This is a genomic window from Rhizosphaericola mali (assembly GCF_004337365.2).
Taxonomy (GTDB): Bacteria; Bacteroidota; Bacteroidia; order Chitinophagales; family Chitinophagaceae; genus Rhizosphaericola; species Rhizosphaericola mali.
In genome coordinates, this window is sequence record NZ_CP044016.1 from 4046805 (window position 1) to 4063723 (window position 16919).

A 16919-nucleotide genomic window follows, 5' to 3' on the forward strand; every position below is an offset into this window, starting at 1 on the left:
AATGAAAACAACCTTATGTAATCGATGGTTTTTAGTAAGGTTTAACATAAGGTTGTTTTTTAAGGATTATATAAATTAAAAAATAGATGATAATTGCAAATCACAATAACTATATAAAAATAATAAACTTTATTGACATCAATCAATAATATTTAAAATAAATAATTTTAATAGCAATAATTGGGAATTTTATAACCGTAAAAAAATAATTTAAAAATATTCATCATTGTATTGGGTTTTCCTTCATTATATCTCTAAGATAGTATTCGTTGGATGAATACAATTCTCAAATAAGTATATTTGTACTAAAATAAATAGGATGTTTTATTTACTTTTTCCGATCAACGAACATCAAAAAGGTTTTTCTTTAAAAATGCTTCAGTATTCGACTGAGCTTTTCCCAATGTTAATTTTGACCAATGAATTTGCAGAAACGGAGTTTATTCATAACGAGAGGGAAATAACTATTTTGGGTTTGCCATTTGGCAGTGTAGATGATATTAAATCTTTTTTTACCAATCATTACGAACAACACGAAATTGGATTTATTTACGATTCGAATGAGGGCTTTTTGAATATACTCAATCACAATTAATATTGGCACTGTTGGTAATGCATATGGTATAATGCGATTAATTGGATTGGTTTTACATAACGTATGTAACTGCATTTATATTCATGCCTGCCCCCACAGAAGCAAACATTATTAAATCTCCATTCTTTAATTGAAAGCCGTCTAATTCCTCTTTGATTACTTGATGAAATAAAGTTGGAATGGTAGCCACTGAGCTATTTCCCATCCACCTAATATTCATTGGCATAACAAATTCTGGAATCCTGTTAATTCCATACAATTCATAAAACCTTTTAATGATAATGTCATCCATTTTTTCATTTGCTTGATGTATAAAAATCATTTTTAAATCTTCAATATTAAAACCAGAATTATCTAGACATTCTTTCATAGCTGATGGAACATAAGTAAGTGCATAATTATATACTTTATGACCATGCATTTTAATGAATTTTTCATTCAAATCTGGAAATCCATACGATTGACCTGAATAAATATAATCATGTTTATCTATCGTATCGGATCGCATAGAATGGTTCATAACACCGGATGTGATTCCACTATTTTTTACCCCCTTTAATACACAGGCACCAGCACCATCCGAAAAAATCATGCTATCTCTATCTGAGGGATCTATAACACGAGAAAGCGTATCTGCGCCGATTACAAGACAACAATTTGCATTACCAGATTTTATAAAAATATCTGCTTGAATTAGCCCTTGTAACCATCCCGGACAACCAAATATTAAATCATAGGCAATACACTTAGGATTTTTAATACCTAAGCCAAATTTAACTTTCGATGCTAGACTTGGTACAAAATCACTTGGTTCTAATCTCGAGTTTTTATCACCATAATTATGCGCAAAAATGATATAATCGATTGCTTCTACATCTATATTAGCATTTTTTACAGCCATCTGAGAGGCCTTTAATCCCATTTGAGAAGCTGTTATATTATCTTCTGCATATCTTCTTTCTTTGATACCTGTTATGGATGCAAAATCTTGAATTGTTTCCTCCACTTTTTTTTCTAAAGAAATATTGGTAGATCTAAAAAAACAATTGCCAAGAAAATAATCATTCCCTACAATTTTCCCTGGAATGTAAGCACCAGTTCCTGTTATTATGGATTGCTGCATGATTCAAAACTCTATAAAATTGGGCACAATATAATATATTTTAGAATTTTAGACCTATAATAAAATTTTTAATATTCAATATTATTTAGTTGATAAATACGATTCATCATGTTTTATAAATTGAATGAATTTTAACAATCAATAAAATGAAATTAGCAATCTTGACTCAGAAATTGGAAACCAATTTTAACAATGAAAAATTTGCCCTGTCATGGATTTTGACAAAAATCTATAGAAATTTATTAAAAATTAAAAATGTTAAGAAAATTGTATTGGTAACGAATATTAAAGATCAAGTTATTTTCTATTTCTTTATAAATTTTAGAGCGCTTTTTTTATTCTCTATATTTAGTATATAAATACCTGACGGTAAATTAGATATATTGATATTCTGTGGAATGCTACTTACAATTATAGAATTTACTACTCTACCATTTAAATCTAATATTCTCAATTTATCGTTTATATTAATACCACTTATGGTTATTTGGTTAGTTGCCGGATTAGGATATAACTTAAAAGAACTTATGCCATTGTTATTTATTTGTATTACATTACTAATATGGCTATTTCCATCCAAATCATATTGAATAAGTCTATAATAATTACTACCAGAAAACGGACTTTCATCTAAGTACGAATAGGAGTGGCCATTTCCATTTCCATTTTCAAAATAACTTTTAATTGTCCCTATTTCTGACCAGATTTTAGCATCATTACTTTTTTGTATAGAAAAATATTTGTTATTTATTTCATTGGAAGTTGTCCAAGATAAATTTATAGTTGAATTATTTAAAGTTCCCCAAAGTTCTTTAGAATAAATAACAGGTAAGGTTGTTGCATATAAATTACTGCTGACATCCAAATAAGGAAATGCGTTATTTACTTTGTAATCTCCAATCGTTAGTCCAGGATTAGAAGAAGCAGAACTTTTATTGGTGGTATTTCTAGCTCCCAAATAATTTCCTCCACCAATTCCATATACACTTGCATATGCAATAGAAGTACTTGAACCTGCAGTTATTTTTCCTGCAACCCTAACTCGAAAAAAATATCTATGGCCTGGTAAAATACCTATATTAGTACTTGTATTTGAACTATTTATAGGTAGAATAGTGGAAGGTTTTATATGAAATTCCAATTCACTAAGAGCATAATTAGATGAATTGGAATTAACCGATAATGTTATTGGATAGGCTCCACTAGCATTCCCATTCGTTGAATTATAAATAATTTGCCCATTAGTAGTGGTAGAAGATATTGTAGAAGAATAAGAATAAGTTGGACTTGTCGATAATTGTGTGTAGGAAGGATTAGCTCCATAAGTTCCAGAATTTATGGTACCATTTGTTATAGTTGAGCCAGAAGATGACATAGTAAAAGCCGCCTTATTTGCTGTGTAATCCGCAGCAGTAGAAGAATAACTTACTCCAGCATCAGAAAGCGTATGCCAACCATTTGTTTGGGAATAATTTAATGTACTCTGATCGGTTTCTCCCACTGTATAATTTCCTCCAGAATATCTGTTAAAGGGTTCCGTAAAGGAATTATCTCCTGCATAGCGCTGAATATCTACAGGCAATACTCCATAGGTCGAATTGGTGTACCATCCCGTCGAAGATGATGAAGAGGACGCAGAAGAACTTAAGCCAGCATCCAAATATTGTAAGTATACTGCAAAATTGGCCGTACCTGTATTTGAAGAACTAGTATTCGTTAATCCCAATAACATTTGGTATCGCAATGTAATAACATCATATGCTGTATTTATAGTCGTTGAAGTATTAATATTTGCCAAATTGGTACTCCCACTGGCATTTTTCCATTGCCAGTTGCCAGCTTGAACGGTTGGACTGACACCACCAGTAGAACAAGAAGTAAAAAAAAGAACACAGTTAATTAAAAGACCCGTTAGAGTAAAGTTTTTTAGTTTCATAGTGAGTTTTGTTTCTTTAGAATTTAGTAGCAATAACACTATGAAGATAAAATTTATTTTTTTGGATAAATGATATCTCTACGAATATATTATATACCAATATCTATTTTATTCTTTATCAATAGAATAAAATAGATAGTTATAAAGTAATCAAACTATTTATAAGCAATTCATAACTTAGAATATTAGGGATGGGGCATTTTCATCTCCAATTCCAATATTGGACTGATTTGTAAAAAAATAAAATATCCATTCGCACACTAATATGATATTACCCTCTGAATAAAATATATTTAAAAGATTAAAATTATGGAGCAACGATTTTCAAGTCAAGTTATAGGTTATCTCCAAAAGGAAGCAAATTTGGGGGATGGTATGCTGTAGCGACTATGTGTAATATTTTCAAGATCTCTATCCAACTTTCCCGCTGGCGGACAAAAGGTCCACATCCCGGATTTATGATAAATCGCAACGCCGGATTTCTCAACGGCGGCAAACACTTCTTCCAACGAAGCCTCTTGGCATACGGATGAAGTAATATGACGGTCAGCAGGCAGACACTTCATACTTTCAATTTTGAATCCATACCATCTTTCCATTTCGAGCATAAACACCCTTACGGACACGTCATTGTAGCGTCTGATGGACTTCGTCCAATTAAGTGCCGTTGCCCTATCTATGGATGCCAAGGAGAAAGAATCCTTTACCTCCCCCTTATCCTTACCCTCCATGAGACTGTACACTTCCATGGCATTACAGTTTTCTTCCAACGCCACAGCTCTCGGATTTTGCCTTGTTGCCAGTGATACCTCTCCCCCTAATCTAACGGCTCTGGTATAACCAATTTCGGAGCGTATGGCATACTGTGCTCCCAGGGTAAATAATTGACTGTTATAGTTTTCCAGTACAAAAGGCTTCCCTTGTTGCATTTTCGGTACATTCACTAAGGCTTGGCCTTCCAATCGGCAGTAGACCATGGAAGTATCCGAAGAATTAAGCAGGTATTGCAGCCTAGAGCCACCATCCAGCCGGATAGATATTCCGTCAGGCAGTAAAAAAGTAAACTGTCTTTTGGGTGGTGTGTGTAAGGTCAGATATCTTTGCTCTGAACGGGATGCTCGGCGGTCTGTATGGTCGACTATTTGTAGCACTCCTTTGTGTTTTTGTAAAAATTCAATGTTATTGAAACGCAAGACAGTCCCCAAATCCTTACCATCCAGTTTTTTTTGAAAAACATCTTTAATCTCTATATCACAGGCAAAATAGCGGCTGTCCAGTTCTGGGTTGAATATTACAGGGGAACATGGCCCCACTACGCGACGCTGCTCTTCCAAAACTAAATTGGAATTCTTTGTTACAAATAGTCCTGCCATGAGCACAATAAAAACTCCTACGATGGCAGCAGCAGACCATAACATGCGTCTGCGAGTACGTCGTTTATCACTCCTTGCTATGATAGCATTTATATGCAAATCTTCCGATACATCTCCTTGCAATCCCTTTTGTTTGTTCACTTCATCCACAAAGCGGTAAAGGGCCTCTTCGTCAGAGAGCATTAGTAGACCATTCAATTCTTTTTTCTCGGCGCCATTTGCTTTTCCTGACAAGTATTTTTTCAGAAGTTTGTTGGTTCTTTTTTGATACCACTCCATACTAACTGTTTTTAAAAATTTCTAAAACGATATATACAAAACAGTAACCCAATAACTGCTCTATTTTTCTTCTGGCCCTGTACAGCTCATTTTTGACGGTCTGACGGGAAATACCCAATCTTTGTGCGATTTCCTCGTTGGAGAGCTGTGTGTCCAGTTTCAACAAGAACACTTTACGTTCCATGGGAGGAAGCTGCTTGGCAGCAATCCTTGCCCTAACTTCTAGTTCTTTTCCCAGCACCAAATCTTCCACAGTTTCCGTATGTTCAACAAAGTGCTTTTCTTCCAGCTGCACGAAATACCATCTTCCCCTTTCCAGACTTTTGAGTGCCAACTTGTGGGCGATGCCGAACATCCATTTTACAGGATTCTCCTTTTCTATGATCTGGTGGCGTTGCTCCCAGAGTTTCACCAAAAGGTCTGCATGAGTGGAGTCTACCGCGGATACATCATCCGTGATGAAATGGCGGATATAGACATCAATAGCCGGTCCGAACACCTTATCGATGCGATCCAATGCGCCAGGGACACCATCTGCCAGTGCCCTGAAATACATGCTATCGTCGTATTTAGTTCCTTCCTCCATTTTCTCAAAAGCACGGACTTTTTACCCCAGTTTCGCTCATAAACAAAACGTATGGATACAAAGACCTTACGCATGGTTAAAATTAATATTTGAAAAAAACGATTTTTTATTGGTACCCGAGCCTCTTTTTTGGGAGTATATATCAGAAGGATGTAAAAAAACAGTATTCAGAAGTAATTCAAAGGTAATAAAAAAACAGCGATATGTAGAAGGCAAAAACGATATAATTTTTTGATGGATGTAGGTCTTTAATGGGTTTTATAATTATAAAACCCTACTGTAAACTATTTGCAAAAACAAAACTATTCAAGATGAAAAAACAAAGAATTCTATTGACTATAACGGCATTACTTTTTATGCTTTTCCTATATGCGGGACTAGAAAAAATATTGGAATTGAAAGCATTTGCAAAGGATATGAGTAATCAAACCTTACCACAGCAATGGGTGCCGCTTTTGACCTATGGCATCCCAACTAGTGAAGTGTTCACTGCCCTGCTACTATGTACAGAGCGGACTAGAAAATGGGGACTATGCAGTAGTCTTTTATTAATGATGGGATTTACGACATACGTAGGCATGGTGGTGATGAATCTATTTACTCGCAAACCTTGCGGATGCGGCGAACTTTTACAAAAACTATCGTGGACACAACATCTTGTATTTAATATAGTCTTCACATTACTCGTCCTATTAGGAATCTATATAAACAGGCAGTTGACAAAAAAAGATACTACAGCCAGCGCAACGATCCGGGTTGCTGCAAGCTGATTTTTCACCGGCCGCCAATCTAAAAATCAAGGTTGTGACCAACAGGATTACCGGAAAATATTTATTTTATCATTTTAAAAACAGTGTATCATGGTTACACAAAACAAAAACTACAGAAAATTCCGCAACGTCGTGATGACAACAGCGGCAGTACTTGCCATTGGTGGGGCTATGGCAAAAAACTTTAAGGCAACAACCTATTGGTTTCCTACAAATTCCAGTGGTGTAGCCCAGTCAACATCCACACTACATACGTCCAACTACCTTGGTTGTTCTGATGCAGGAGATGATTGCATTAAAGAATACTCCTCTTATTCCATAGTAGGAGGACAATATCAACCAAGTGGAACAGAATTGAGTAGTTATGCAAAAGCTCAATAATTTCCAAAAATTGGAATGGAAGACTGTCTAAATACATAGACAGTCTTCTTTTTACTCTTTATCTTTATATACAAGTACGTCCAACAATTGTCTTGAAGCTATTAACTTTAAGCCATATTCCTTTAGTTTTAATTGAAGTGAATCCAATCCCTCCATCTTTCTTATGCGAAAATTTACATTTATTTTTTTTAAATAATTCGTTGAATCTATTACCAATGGGATTGTTTTTATCGCATTTAAGGCTGTAATTAAATCAGACATAGAGGTACTAGAACATTTTATATAGTCATAGAGATCTTCATCCGGCTCGTGCATAAATTCTATTGGAGTAATAGTATCTCCTGCAATTTTATCTACGTTCGAAATTCTGACCAACTTTAAACAATTTATAAAATGAGTTTCCTTTCTTACAGAAATATTAAAATAATCTTCTAGTTGCCTATAGCCAATGTCGAAAAGTTGCTTATCTGAAAATTCAATAGGCGTTCTAAGTTCATAGCAATATTTGTTATGGATTACATAGTCATAGTGTTCAATGCTATCCATATTGATAAAAAACTTTTTAAATGTGATGCTATCCTTAAACTTATAAAGACACCTTTTATTATTAAAATATGGACCGTCATATTTACCCCTTAAAGCCCATTGAAATAGCCAACTTATAGGGGCATTTGTACACCTTAATATTTTCTGTCCGTTTTCTACTATGGTTACGTTTCTTCCATTTGGAAAATGGGGATCATATCTGCCCAAAAAAGAGCCGAATAAAGGCTCTGTTAATTTATTTGTACCTGAGAATTTTCCATCAACATTGGCTTGGAGAGGCTCCACCGTACTCCAATCTCCATTTAAAACTTTTTCTATAACAGATTCGGTTAATTCAAATTGGGAAGTAGTTCCCCTTAATTTTCCATTAGGATCTATCCATACTTCAAATGGATCTCCATTATGGGGAAACAATGCCCTTAAAAGTGTATCTTCTACAATTGTCGGCAATAACATGGGTCTATTAAGTGCTATTCTTGTTTTTCGGAAATTATATACTGAGCTTCGACTCTGAAAGGTGACCGGCAATATCAATATTTGATTTGCATATTTTTCTTGTAACTTTTCTAAGTGAGGAAAAGAGGCGATACAGCTTCCACACCATTGACTCCAAAAATCCAATATAAGTATCTTCCCCCTGCAGAACTTTTGAAGGATACTTTGATCACTTTGAGAACCCTCTATGCTCACGGATATAGTTGGTAGCGTTTCTCCTATTGGAAGGTCTATTCCCTTTTTGGCTAAGGCTATATTAATGCACTGCTGGCTTATGGAGTCCAATGAACTTTGACTATAGCATTGCACACTACGCAATTGTAGTAGGATGCTACTGAAAAACACAAACATTATAGTTCTTATATTTTTAATATTCATTTTGTATTATTTGTGGATTTAATGAGATAACATTATCTGGAATAGGGAAAACATACCGACTATCATGGGGAGATAATGCATAAGTTGCTCCACCAATGATACGTTTTATAGTGATGCTATGGCTTTGTTTATTAAGCCTTCTTAGATCCTGCCAACGTATATTTCTAAATACAAGCTCTTTTCTTCTTTCTAGCAGTATTTTATTCAGTACGTCTTGGCTTTCGGAAGAGTAGTAAGCCGTATAAGTGCCTGATTTATATCTGTTGATAAGTAGCTCATTTAAATCATCCAAAGCACTCGTCAAATGCGCTAATCTTGCGTTACATTCCGCCCTAATCAAAAGCATCTCATTAACAGAAATGCCAGAAAATCGCAGGGAGGATTCTGTATAGGAACCATAAAACCGGTGATCAGATGTTGCTCCAAATTGTTTGAAATACAAGGATTTACGAAGATCATTTGCCTCATACAAGTTATACAAGGTGGTATCTACTTTTTCCACAGAGTTGTTTGCATCATAAAAATTATGATCAATGACAACTTCTTGATTGTATTGAACGATTGGATAGGTACTTGAGGAACTGAGTGTATTGTAATCGATCAAACTGTGTTGTAAAGACAAACAACTATCAGCGTAAAGAAATGCATTTTTATAACTACCCATATTTAGATAAACTCGACCAAGCAATCCATATGCTGCGCCTATAGAAGGCCTTGTTTTATACGCTACCATTTTAGGAAGAAATCGAAGGGCTTCCGACAAGTCATTTAAGATTTGCTCATACGTTTTTTTAATATTCGATCGAGACAACGGCTCGTTGGCATCCGCACTTAATCTTAAGGGCAAGCCTAGGTCTGTTTCCATAGAAGCGGAATCATATACCGGGCAGAATAATTGGCATAATTCAAAATTGGCGAATGCACGAAAATACAAGGCACTTCCCTTCACATTTTCCCACGCGCTTTTATTATCTGAATTTGGGGCAATACCACTGATACCCTCCAAAGCACTATTTGCATAATAAATAGTCCTGTATGGATAATCCCAATCTGGAAGATCTACCCCTGTATATGGAAATGATTGCCAGAGATAAACATTTCTCATCCACTGGCTTCTCGAATTATAATCCGCATCCAGCATATAGTAATCGTCCGAGGCCATCAATCCTATCATGGGACGACCATATGTACCCTCCCCGTTCATATAATTGAGATTATCTAATATAGCCTGAAAATCAGAAATGGTTTGTGGAACCACAAGACTTTGGTTCGTCTTGGCAGACAAAAAATCACTTTTGTTGCACGATAGTGTGGCTATAATGGCCGAGAATATTATAAACAAGTCAGAAATTCTATATAAATTTTTCATTTAAAGAAGTTATTAGGTTAAAAAGTAATATTTACTCCCAATGAACTGTTCATACCGGCACTTGGGATATTGTTGTAATAATAGGGATCAATGCCATCCTTATTTGCTTTCCATAGCGTTCCAATATTGGACAAATAGATATATACTCTAATATTCTCAAAAGGAAGTCGGAGGCGACTGTCTCTGTGGCTCTCATAACCAAAGCTTATATCCTCCAATCTTATATTGTCGCCTTTTAACACATTTAGGCTGGAGTACTGATAGAAAAAATCTCTTGAACTAAGATCCTGGAAAGGATATTGCGGCAAGGAAGGAACATGGGTCATACGTTCATCACCAGGTTGTCGCCAACGATTTGAATACTCTCCACTTCCATTCCAAGTATCGAAAAGTGTTGAGTAACTCAACGAGGAGGTTTTTCTGAAATAGTACCCAAGTTTATACGAAATATTGAATGATACACTCCACTTGCCAATGGTTATCGTATTTCTTAAGGCGCCAAAATATTTAGGAGACGAACTACCATTATAAACCATACTGTCCAACGGTGTACTGCTGATGATCGAACTATAATCTTTACTAGGAGCACCATCCAAATAACCTACTGGATCCCCGTTTTCAGGATCAAGACCTTTCCAGTGGTAACTGTAAATACTAAATAGTGGTCGACCGACAATTGGATTAATCGTATTGGAATACAAATAGTTGGCCCCTGAACCAGAGGTTGGCATAAGATATTGGGTCACTTTTGTAAACGCATATGAAAAAATAAGGGAGGTTGTCCAAGATATTTTAGAGCTTACATTAAGTGAATTTATGCTTATATCCCACCCAGAGCCTTTCATAGAAGCGACATTGCCATAAAAGTATGCCCCGTTGCCTGCTGCATTGTTTTGGTAAAATCCCAATGTAGGATCCACGGGAGCCTGGGAAAGGAGGTCCTTCGCGCTTTTTTTATAATATTCTATACTGCCATATAGTATTCTTCCTTTTGTAGCGAAGTCTATACCTGCATTCCATATCCCATCACGTTCCCATCTTAATTTACTATTGGGGGGATTGTTGATTACCGCATATTGAAGTCCTAGGTTATTTTGGTAAAAAGAGGCCGTGGTTAGCGCTGAGGCTACACTAGAAGTATTGCCATTGTATCCAAAGGTTGTCCTAAATTTTAGTTCGGGCAGCCATTGAACGGAATAGAATTTTTCCTTGTCGATACGCCAACTCCCTCCGATAGACCACAAGGGTGTCCCTTTTTGATTGGTCGCTACCCCAAAAAGATTTGCCTCGTCTTTTCGGAAACTACCGGAAAACGTATATCTATCTTTGTAACTATATGCTGCATTACCATAGTAGGAAAAGAAATTTGCCGTCGTTTTGCCTGTCGATTGCCCATTGGGGATATAACTCTGTATCAGCGCATTATTGTAATAACTATATAACGTAGAATAATCGACATAACCGTTGGACGTTTCCAGCCCCTCATCATAGCCGTAGTAGCGTACACTGTTTGATTTCGTTATAATACTCCTCACTTCCATACCCACTATAGCGGTTACTTTGTGCTCCCCCAAAAATGTAGTGTTATAATTCAACTGCGCTCTACCCTGATGAGACAGGATTTCTCCATAACTGTAATCCAAGATCCCACCACGGGCAACTGGATAAGAAAAATTTCCATTCACATCTTCTTGGGTAAACTTATTGGCAAGGTCTCTTGCATAATAAGAGGAATCCCGGTAAAGATTTTTAGTTGTCGATAATGAATTTTCATACTGGTATCTTGCCTCAGCAGACAAGGAAGGAAGTATCTGGTAATGAAAATCTGTGTTAATGACATAATCCTTAATGGATAAGTTATTTTTTTGTTCATTTATGTCGGCCAGAGGTTTGTATGTCCAGTCTAACAGATTACCTCTTCCAACCGTATCAAGATAGGTCTTCCTGTTAGCCAAATAAACTGGCAGCGGAGTCCCTGAATTATCTGACAGCCTCATGTAGGGATAACTCTTTTGGCCATCACTGCCAATAATTGAATAACCGGGATTATTGCCAGATGTGCTTAAGTCTTGCGTATAACTTATGCCAGTCCCTATTTGAAATTTCGGAGAGAGTTTGATTTCATTTTTCGAGCGAATTGTAATACGATCCGTTTTATCACTAACAAGATTGGAAATATTATGATCCCAACCCATGGATAGAAAGTAATTCAAATTTGGACTGCTTCCTCTGATATTAACCGCGCTTTGTCGGTTTAATCCACTTCTATAAAGATATTTTGATACATCATTTCTCACATCATATTGTTTCAACTTTTCTATATCGGCATCTGCATCGCTGGAAGAAATACTTCCAGCATCCTTTGCTAACAGTAACTCGACAACTGGCGTTAACGCAGGATGGGACGGATCTAGAACCTGACTGGAATAGTATCCGTCTGCATAAAGTTTTTTTTCAAGATCAATGTATTCAGAACTGGAAATACGTGAAATATTAAACATATTAGGCTTGGGAACAAAAGTGAAATTATTAGTCAGTTCGACCGTTGGCTTTTTATTTAAACCTTTTTTTGTAGTCATTACGATCACACCATTGCCTGCCCGTGCGCCCCAGATAGATGCCGCCGCCGCATCCTTAAGGATAGTAATACTCTCAATATCATTGGGATTGATGTTCTTAATGTCCCCGTCATATGGAAAATTGTCAATGACTATCAAAGGAGAGGCATTTGCATAAATAGTACTTCTGCCTCTTATCAGCATATCATCCCCTGTATAGACTCCGTGATTAAATAGCAATCCTGGTGTTAAGTTTTCAATACGCTCTAGGATATTTGTCGTAATGCTTCTGTTAATTAGATGATTACTTACAAAATCATAGCTCCCCGTTGCCCTTTCTTTTGTGATTTGTTGGTAACCCGTGGAAACCACCACCTCATCCAAATCAGAGATCGATGATAGTTTTATAGTTAAAAAAGTGTCTTTAGAACTAACGGGCATTCTTTCTGTTTGATAGCCAATATGTGAAATTTCTAGTGTATCTTTTTGTGCAACATATAAAGTGAAAAATCCCTTATCATCCGTGAATTTTATAGTTGTAACTTTTATTAAATGTAGTCTGGTATTGGGTAAGACATCTCCGTTAGACGATATTACTCGCCCCCTAACAGTCTGTGCTTGTAGGGAAATTATAGACAATAGTATCCCCAATACGCCCATGAGCGTTAATTTTTGCATTGGTAATCAATGATTAAAACAGTAAAAAATTATAGTTGAAAATGCCAGACGCCCGGAAAGTGCCGTTGCTATTAGCTTTCATGGATTGCGACCAGGCTGGAATAGTATTATACTAGATGGGGTTACGCGGCTTACAGGAGTATTGTTGGTTGCATTTGGCTGCGAGCCAAATGGAAACTGTGTTTTCTGCTTCTGCCGCAGAAGTGTTTGTAAGTAGTTGTATTCTCATTTCTCAAAATTGACCAAGTTCTGAATAATGAGTCTCTTGTAAGTAGTAATGTCTTTCTGCTCAATAAAAACAGCGTGGACTCACATTACCGGCTTGGAACTCCTCGGAGAGCTGTGGACACGATAAGTAAGCCCACGCCTTAACGTGGGCATCCTACTTATTGTCTCTTGTCCAATGAAAATTTCCGAGGTTTCCAAACCGAGACTCTAAGCGAATGCGTTCAATATTTTATTGATGCTTCCGCAAAAGTATTAATTCATAATTTAATTTCTAAGTATAATTCAAAGATAATAATAAATTCCATTTCTGTATTTTTTATTTATAATTATTTATATAATTAACTAAATATGTATATAATATATAAGAATATTGAATTGTGTCTAACTTTTCAGCATAAAAAATGTAGAAGTGCCAAGAAAAAAGAGTAATCTTTCAGAAAAAGAAAAGTTCGAGCAATTAGAACAAAAATATAAAATAAAACGAACCTCTTTAAAACGAGACTTTGAGAATGGGAAAGTAACAGAATTTGCTCAAATAGAAGCTCTAGTACCTTATTCCATACTCTCTAAAAATATTCACATGGGATTTGATACTCTAAAAAAGAAAGTTATCAATCCTGGCGATTTTTCAAATAATGAAATTTCCCGAATGGCTGAGTATATTGAAATTGATTTCGATGTCATGTTGTCATTCATTCTATCGAAAACGAATATTGAAAGTAAATTATTAAAAAAATAGAATTATTATTGAATAGGAAATTAAAGGAAACACAAATGCAAGATCATATCAATTCACAGAAAGCTTATATTGGGTATTTGGAGAAAGGGAATGAGCAATTGAAAAAAATGCGAAGTAAAAATTGTCTTAATAACCTGCGTGATAATAACGTTGCGGTAATTATAATTTGGCTTCAAAATGATTTTAACCTTTTCTTTCAGAAATTGGGCGTATAACAATCTTCACAGTTTTTTTGAGATGGACTTTATTGAGCGGCATATTATTCAAAGAGGTATAGAAAATTTATTTCCAGAATCAACTATAAATAGAGCTGTAGAGTTTAAGAAAGAATTTGTAGATTTCAAAACAATAAAAGGTACTGAAAGAGGTATTCCTTACGAAAAAACAGAATCTATTATTAATAAACATGAAAAGCGTAATTTTTGTAACTGGCTGTTAGAAAATGGCACAACGGAGGACTTTGAGCATTTCCAAATAATTTTTGACATTATAGAATCTTAGTGTAAAACAACTACCGCTAATATCTAGAATAACAGGAGTTTCGTATTGCCCGAAGGGCTTGAAATGAAACTCCTGTTGAATGGAATAAGTATATTGTCATTCGCTATAAACTAGTTATCTGATTCTAAGATTGCTTTCTTCAATGGACCCATTTGTTGTGTATTTATCCAATAATGCCTTAACGATAATTTTATCAGAATCTTTAGCTAAGGGACTGAGGCGAACCTTAATATGGTTCAATATATTCTCGTCCAATTTCAAGTAATAATCCTGCAACTCGGAAGATTTTGGGATTGTTAAAGTTCGAGGAAGGAGTTCGTATTTTTCCTTAATTGAGAGGTCTTTGTTTCTAATCAGAGGTAAAAAGAATAAAGTAAATCTTGATTCCTTTTGAAATTCCCATATCGGACTTTTATATTGTCCCATTTCAGGTATAGCAAAACTGGTTGTATTCTTTGCTATATCCGCCTTTATTAAATCAAAATTCTTTTGTTTATAATCTTTATCATAAATTATTCTCTTATAAAATGTGCTATTTATATTCTGATCAGTATTGGATGACAAGAATGTAAAATAATCGGCACTGCATAAATCATCAAATGGTAAATAGGATTGATAAAAGTTGGTCTTCGAAATGCATCTAAAACCAATATTATCTTCAATCTTCTTCACGCTTATGTTATAAATCTTGAACATATCTCTGGGGAGTGCAATTCTTACTCCCTTACCGACATAACGATCTGCATACATTTTCCATAGAGCAATATTCTCTTCACTTGATTCCGTCCAACAGCTCGTAAATACCCATGATCGAATATAATCTGGAATGCCACTCCCTTCCTCCATGTCATCGAGTTTATCTAATCTATTAAATCGAATGCTTTGGCTATCTAGAATTCTAGCCAAAGTATCAATACTTGTGTAATGGAAAATACAATTTTCTGTTTCCATAAGCTATTTAATTAATTTCCTTATAACAATTAACACCTTTTCCTAACTGAATTGCATCCATATACCATTTTTCAAGTGCATCATGTATTGCAAGTATCTTCAATACCGATCTTTTTTCTATTTGTTGAAAAATGCTTTTGGGGCGTTCATTCCTATATCCAAATTGTACTTCGTAAGCTTTTTCATCACCATAAATCCGTATGATTATATTGTATTTAGCATCCAAAAATGATATCAGCTTGTCTTCTATATTTTGAGATGCCTCATATCGATATAGCTTAAAATCGTCTTGGAAGAAACCGTAATGTTTAATTAATTGTGTTGTTGTCATTTTTTAGTTTTATTTTTTGCTCCAATCAACACTGGAGCAAGGTCTTTGCGTGTTCCCAATATTAACACTGGCTTTATTTTTTTATTATGTTTTCAACTTCTTCAATCAGCTTTTCTTTATCAGGAAGGATGGTAACATATTTGGAAGCATAGACATTATTTTCAAATCCCCCCAAAATATATTCAGCTGTAATTTCATCTTTTTCTGCACAAAGAATGATTCCGATAGGAGGATTGTCATTTTCATCATTCACTTCTGTTTTGTAATAATTCAAGTAGGTATTCAGCTGCCCACCGTCTGCAATGTTGAGTTTGGTTGTTTTAAGCTCTATCAGGATATATGACCTCAATATCTTATTGTAGAAAACCATATCAACATAATAATGCGTATTATTAATCGTAACTCTCTGTTGTGAACCAACGAACATAAATCCTCGACCCAACTCCAGTAAAAAATGCTCAATGTGTCGTATAAGCTTGGCTTCCAACTCCTTTTCTAAAATCGGTCTATGCTCAGGAATGCCGAGAAACTCAAAAACGTAAGGGTTCTTTAAAATATCTTCGGCATTCGATATCTCTTGCCCATTTTTCGCCAATTCCAAAACCTTTTCTTTGTTACTCTTCCCTTGCGAGAGTAAAAGCCTTTCATAAAGAGAACTATCTATTTGTCTTTTCATTTCCCTAAACGACCAGTTTGAGTTGACCGCTTCCTTTTCATAAAAGCTGCGTTTAGCTTTGTCTTCAATTATCAGGAGTTCACTGATAAATGACCACGTTAAGTATCCAGACAGTGTCTGGACTTCTGGATATTCCATATAAAACTTACGCATATTGAACAAGTTGGAACGTGAAAACGAAACTATTGACTTGATATTTTCAATTAAGTCTTTGTCTATTTTCGCAAGTTCTTTGCCTTCGCTCATATCCACAAAAATAACGATTTATATTGGCAAGGGGTTATGCGAAACAAACCTGAAAAAGTTTAGGCAGTTTTTACATCAATTATTAAAAAATGGTCATTCCAGAAAAGGGCAGATAGTATTGAGAACTCTCTTTTTTTTTCGTAATTTTAATGCAAAACATAACAATATGTAATCATTGAC

Annotated in this window: 15 protein-coding genes; 5 read left to right on the top strand and 10 right to left on the bottom strand. The window is 35.2% G+C overall.

All coding sequences use genetic code 11. The features are described 5' to 3' along the window. Positions 1-319 precede the first annotated feature (319 nt). Positions 320-595: a hypothetical protein gene (locus tag E0W69_RS17295; protein WP_131331315.1), complete on the top strand. Its 276-nt coding sequence runs from the start codon at positions 320-322 to the stop codon at positions 593-595. A gap of 52 nt (positions 596-647) precedes the next feature. On the opposite strand, the gene E0W69_RS17300 is transcribed toward E0W69_RS17295, so the two are convergent. The 4 genes from E0W69_RS17300 to E0W69_RS17315 all read right to left on the bottom strand — a co-directional run bounded on the left by E0W69_RS17300 (position 648) and on the right by E0W69_RS17315 (position 5892). Further along, a complete protein-coding gene (locus tag E0W69_RS17300) occupies positions 648-1718 on the bottom strand; it encodes a 3-oxoacyl-ACP synthase III family protein (RefSeq protein ID WP_131331316.1) in 1071 nt (356 codons plus the stop codon). A gap of 304 nt (positions 1719-2022) precedes the next feature. Continuing rightward, a complete protein-coding gene (locus E0W69_RS17305) occupies positions 2023-3654 on the bottom strand; it encodes a T9SS type A sorting domain-containing protein (protein WP_131331317.1) in 1632 nt (543 codons plus the stop codon). 341 nt (positions 3655-3995) lie between these two features. After that, positions 3996-5306, bottom strand: coding sequence for a FecR family protein (locus E0W69_RS17310; protein ID WP_131331318.1), 1311 nt, complete (start codon positions 5304-5306; stop codon positions 3996-3998). Between the two features lies 1 nt (position 5307). Continuing rightward, positions 5308-5892, bottom strand: a complete 585-nt coding sequence (locus E0W69_RS17315) for an RNA polymerase sigma factor (RefSeq protein ID WP_131331319.1) — start codon at positions 5890-5892, stop codon at positions 5308-5310. Between the two features lie 311 nt (positions 5893-6203). Between E0W69_RS17315 and E0W69_RS17320 the strand changes: the two genes are divergently transcribed. Both E0W69_RS17320 and E0W69_RS17325 read left to right on the top strand, forming a co-directional pair. Next, the gene (locus E0W69_RS17320; protein ID WP_131331320.1) at positions 6204-6662 is read left to right on the top strand and encodes a MauE/DoxX family redox-associated membrane protein; all 459 of its coding nucleotides are present in this window, start codon (positions 6204-6206) and stop codon (positions 6660-6662) included. A gap of 90 nt (positions 6663-6752) precedes the next feature. Next, positions 6753-7043: a hypothetical protein gene (locus E0W69_RS17325; protein WP_131328480.1), complete on the top strand. Its 291-nt coding sequence runs from the start codon at positions 6753-6755 to the stop codon at positions 7041-7043. A 51-nt stretch (positions 7044-7094) separates the two neighbouring features. Here the strand turns inward: E0W69_RS17325 and E0W69_RS17330 are convergent, their stop codons facing one another. From E0W69_RS17330 to E0W69_RS17340, 3 genes are all read right to left on the bottom strand, one after another. Continuing rightward, positions 7095-8462 carry a TlpA family protein disulfide reductase gene (locus E0W69_RS17330; RefSeq protein WP_131331321.1) on the bottom strand — a complete coding sequence of 456 codons (1368 nt, stop codon included), beginning with the start codon at positions 8460-8462 and terminating at the stop codon, positions 7095-7097. Then, on the bottom strand, positions 8452-9747 hold the full coding sequence (locus tag E0W69_RS17335; protein ID WP_191967897.1) for a RagB/SusD family nutrient uptake outer membrane protein: 1296 nt from the start codon (positions 9745-9747) through the stop codon (positions 8452-8454). The genes E0W69_RS17330 and E0W69_RS17335 overlap by 11 nt, the downstream gene beginning before the upstream one ends. Before the next feature lie 101 nt (positions 9748-9848). Further along, positions 9849-13067, bottom strand: coding sequence for a SusC/RagA family TonB-linked outer membrane protein (locus tag E0W69_RS17340; RefSeq protein WP_131331323.1), 3219 nt, complete (start codon positions 13065-13067; stop codon positions 9849-9851). Positions 13068-13704: 637 nt separating this feature from the next. On the opposite strand from E0W69_RS17340, the gene E0W69_RS17345 reads away from it, so the two are divergent. Continuing rightward, positions 13705-14034, top strand: coding sequence for a hypothetical protein (locus E0W69_RS17345; protein WP_131331324.1), 330 nt, complete (start codon positions 13705-13707; stop codon positions 14032-14034). 177 nt (positions 14035-14211) lie between these two features. After that, entirely contained in the window at positions 14212-14535 is a 324-nt protein-coding gene (locus E0W69_RS17350; RefSeq protein WP_131331325.1) for a hypothetical protein, read from the top strand. 114 nt (positions 14536-14649) lie between these two features. Here the strand turns inward: E0W69_RS17350 and E0W69_RS17355 are convergent, their stop codons facing one another. The 3 genes from E0W69_RS17355 to E0W69_RS17365 form a co-directional block, all read right to left on the bottom strand. Further along, the gene (locus E0W69_RS17355; RefSeq protein ID WP_131331326.1) at positions 14650-15486 is read right to left on the bottom strand and encodes a hypothetical protein; all 837 of its coding nucleotides are present in this window, start codon (positions 15484-15486) and stop codon (positions 14650-14652) included. A gap of 7 nt (positions 15487-15493) precedes the next feature. Beyond that, the gene (locus tag E0W69_RS17360) at positions 15494-15817 is read right to left on the bottom strand and encodes a hypothetical protein (RefSeq protein ID WP_131331327.1); all 324 of its coding nucleotides are present in this window, start codon (positions 15815-15817) and stop codon (positions 15494-15496) included. A gap of 73 nt (positions 15818-15890) precedes the next feature. Beyond that, entirely contained in the window at positions 15891-16739 is an 849-nt protein-coding gene (locus tag E0W69_RS17365) for a PDDEXK nuclease domain-containing protein (RefSeq protein ID WP_131331328.1), read from the bottom strand. Positions 16740-16919 lie beyond the last annotated feature (180 nt).

Coding starts and splice junctions, on each gene's coding strand:
- E0W69_RS17295 (WP_131331315.1), top strand. CDS start 320: ATGTTTTATTTACTTTTTCCGATCAACGAACATCAAAAAGGTTTTTCT.
- E0W69_RS17300 (WP_131331316.1), bottom strand. CDS start 1,718: ATGCAGCAATCCATAATAACAGGAACTGGTGCTTACATTCCAGGGAAA.
- E0W69_RS17305 (WP_131331317.1), bottom strand. CDS start 3,654: ATGAAACTAAAAAACTTTACTCTAACGGGTCTTTTAATTAACTGTGTT.
- E0W69_RS17310 (WP_131331318.1), bottom strand. CDS start 5,306: ATGGAGTGGTATCAAAAAAGAACCAACAAACTTCTGAAAAAATACTTG.
- E0W69_RS17315 (WP_131331319.1), bottom strand. CDS start 5,892: ATGGAGGAAGGAACTAAATACGACGATAGCATGTATTTCAGGGCACTG.
- E0W69_RS17320 (WP_131331320.1), top strand. CDS start 6,204: ATGAAAAAACAAAGAATTCTATTGACTATAACGGCATTACTTTTTATG.
- E0W69_RS17325 (WP_131328480.1), top strand. CDS start 6,753: ATGGTTACACAAAACAAAAACTACAGAAAATTCCGCAACGTCGTGATG.
- E0W69_RS17330 (WP_131331321.1), bottom strand. CDS start 8,462: ATGAATATTAAAAATATAAGAACTATAATGTTTGTGTTTTTCAGTAGC.
- E0W69_RS17340 (WP_131331323.1), bottom strand. CDS start 13,067: ATGCAAAAATTAACGCTCATGGGCGTATTGGGGATACTATTGTCTATA.
- E0W69_RS17350 (WP_131331325.1), top strand. CDS start 14,212: ATGATTTTAACCTTTTCTTTCAGAAATTGGGCGTATAACAATCTTCAC.
- E0W69_RS17355 (WP_131331326.1), bottom strand. CDS start 15,486: ATGGAAACAGAAAATTGTATTTTCCATTACACAAGTATTGATACTTTG.
- E0W69_RS17360 (WP_131331327.1), bottom strand. CDS start 15,817: ATGACAACAACACAATTAATTAAACATTACGGTTTCTTCCAAGACGAT.
- E0W69_RS17365 (WP_131331328.1), bottom strand. CDS start 16,739: ATGAGCGAAGGCAAAGAACTTGCGAAAATAGACAAAGACTTAATTGAA.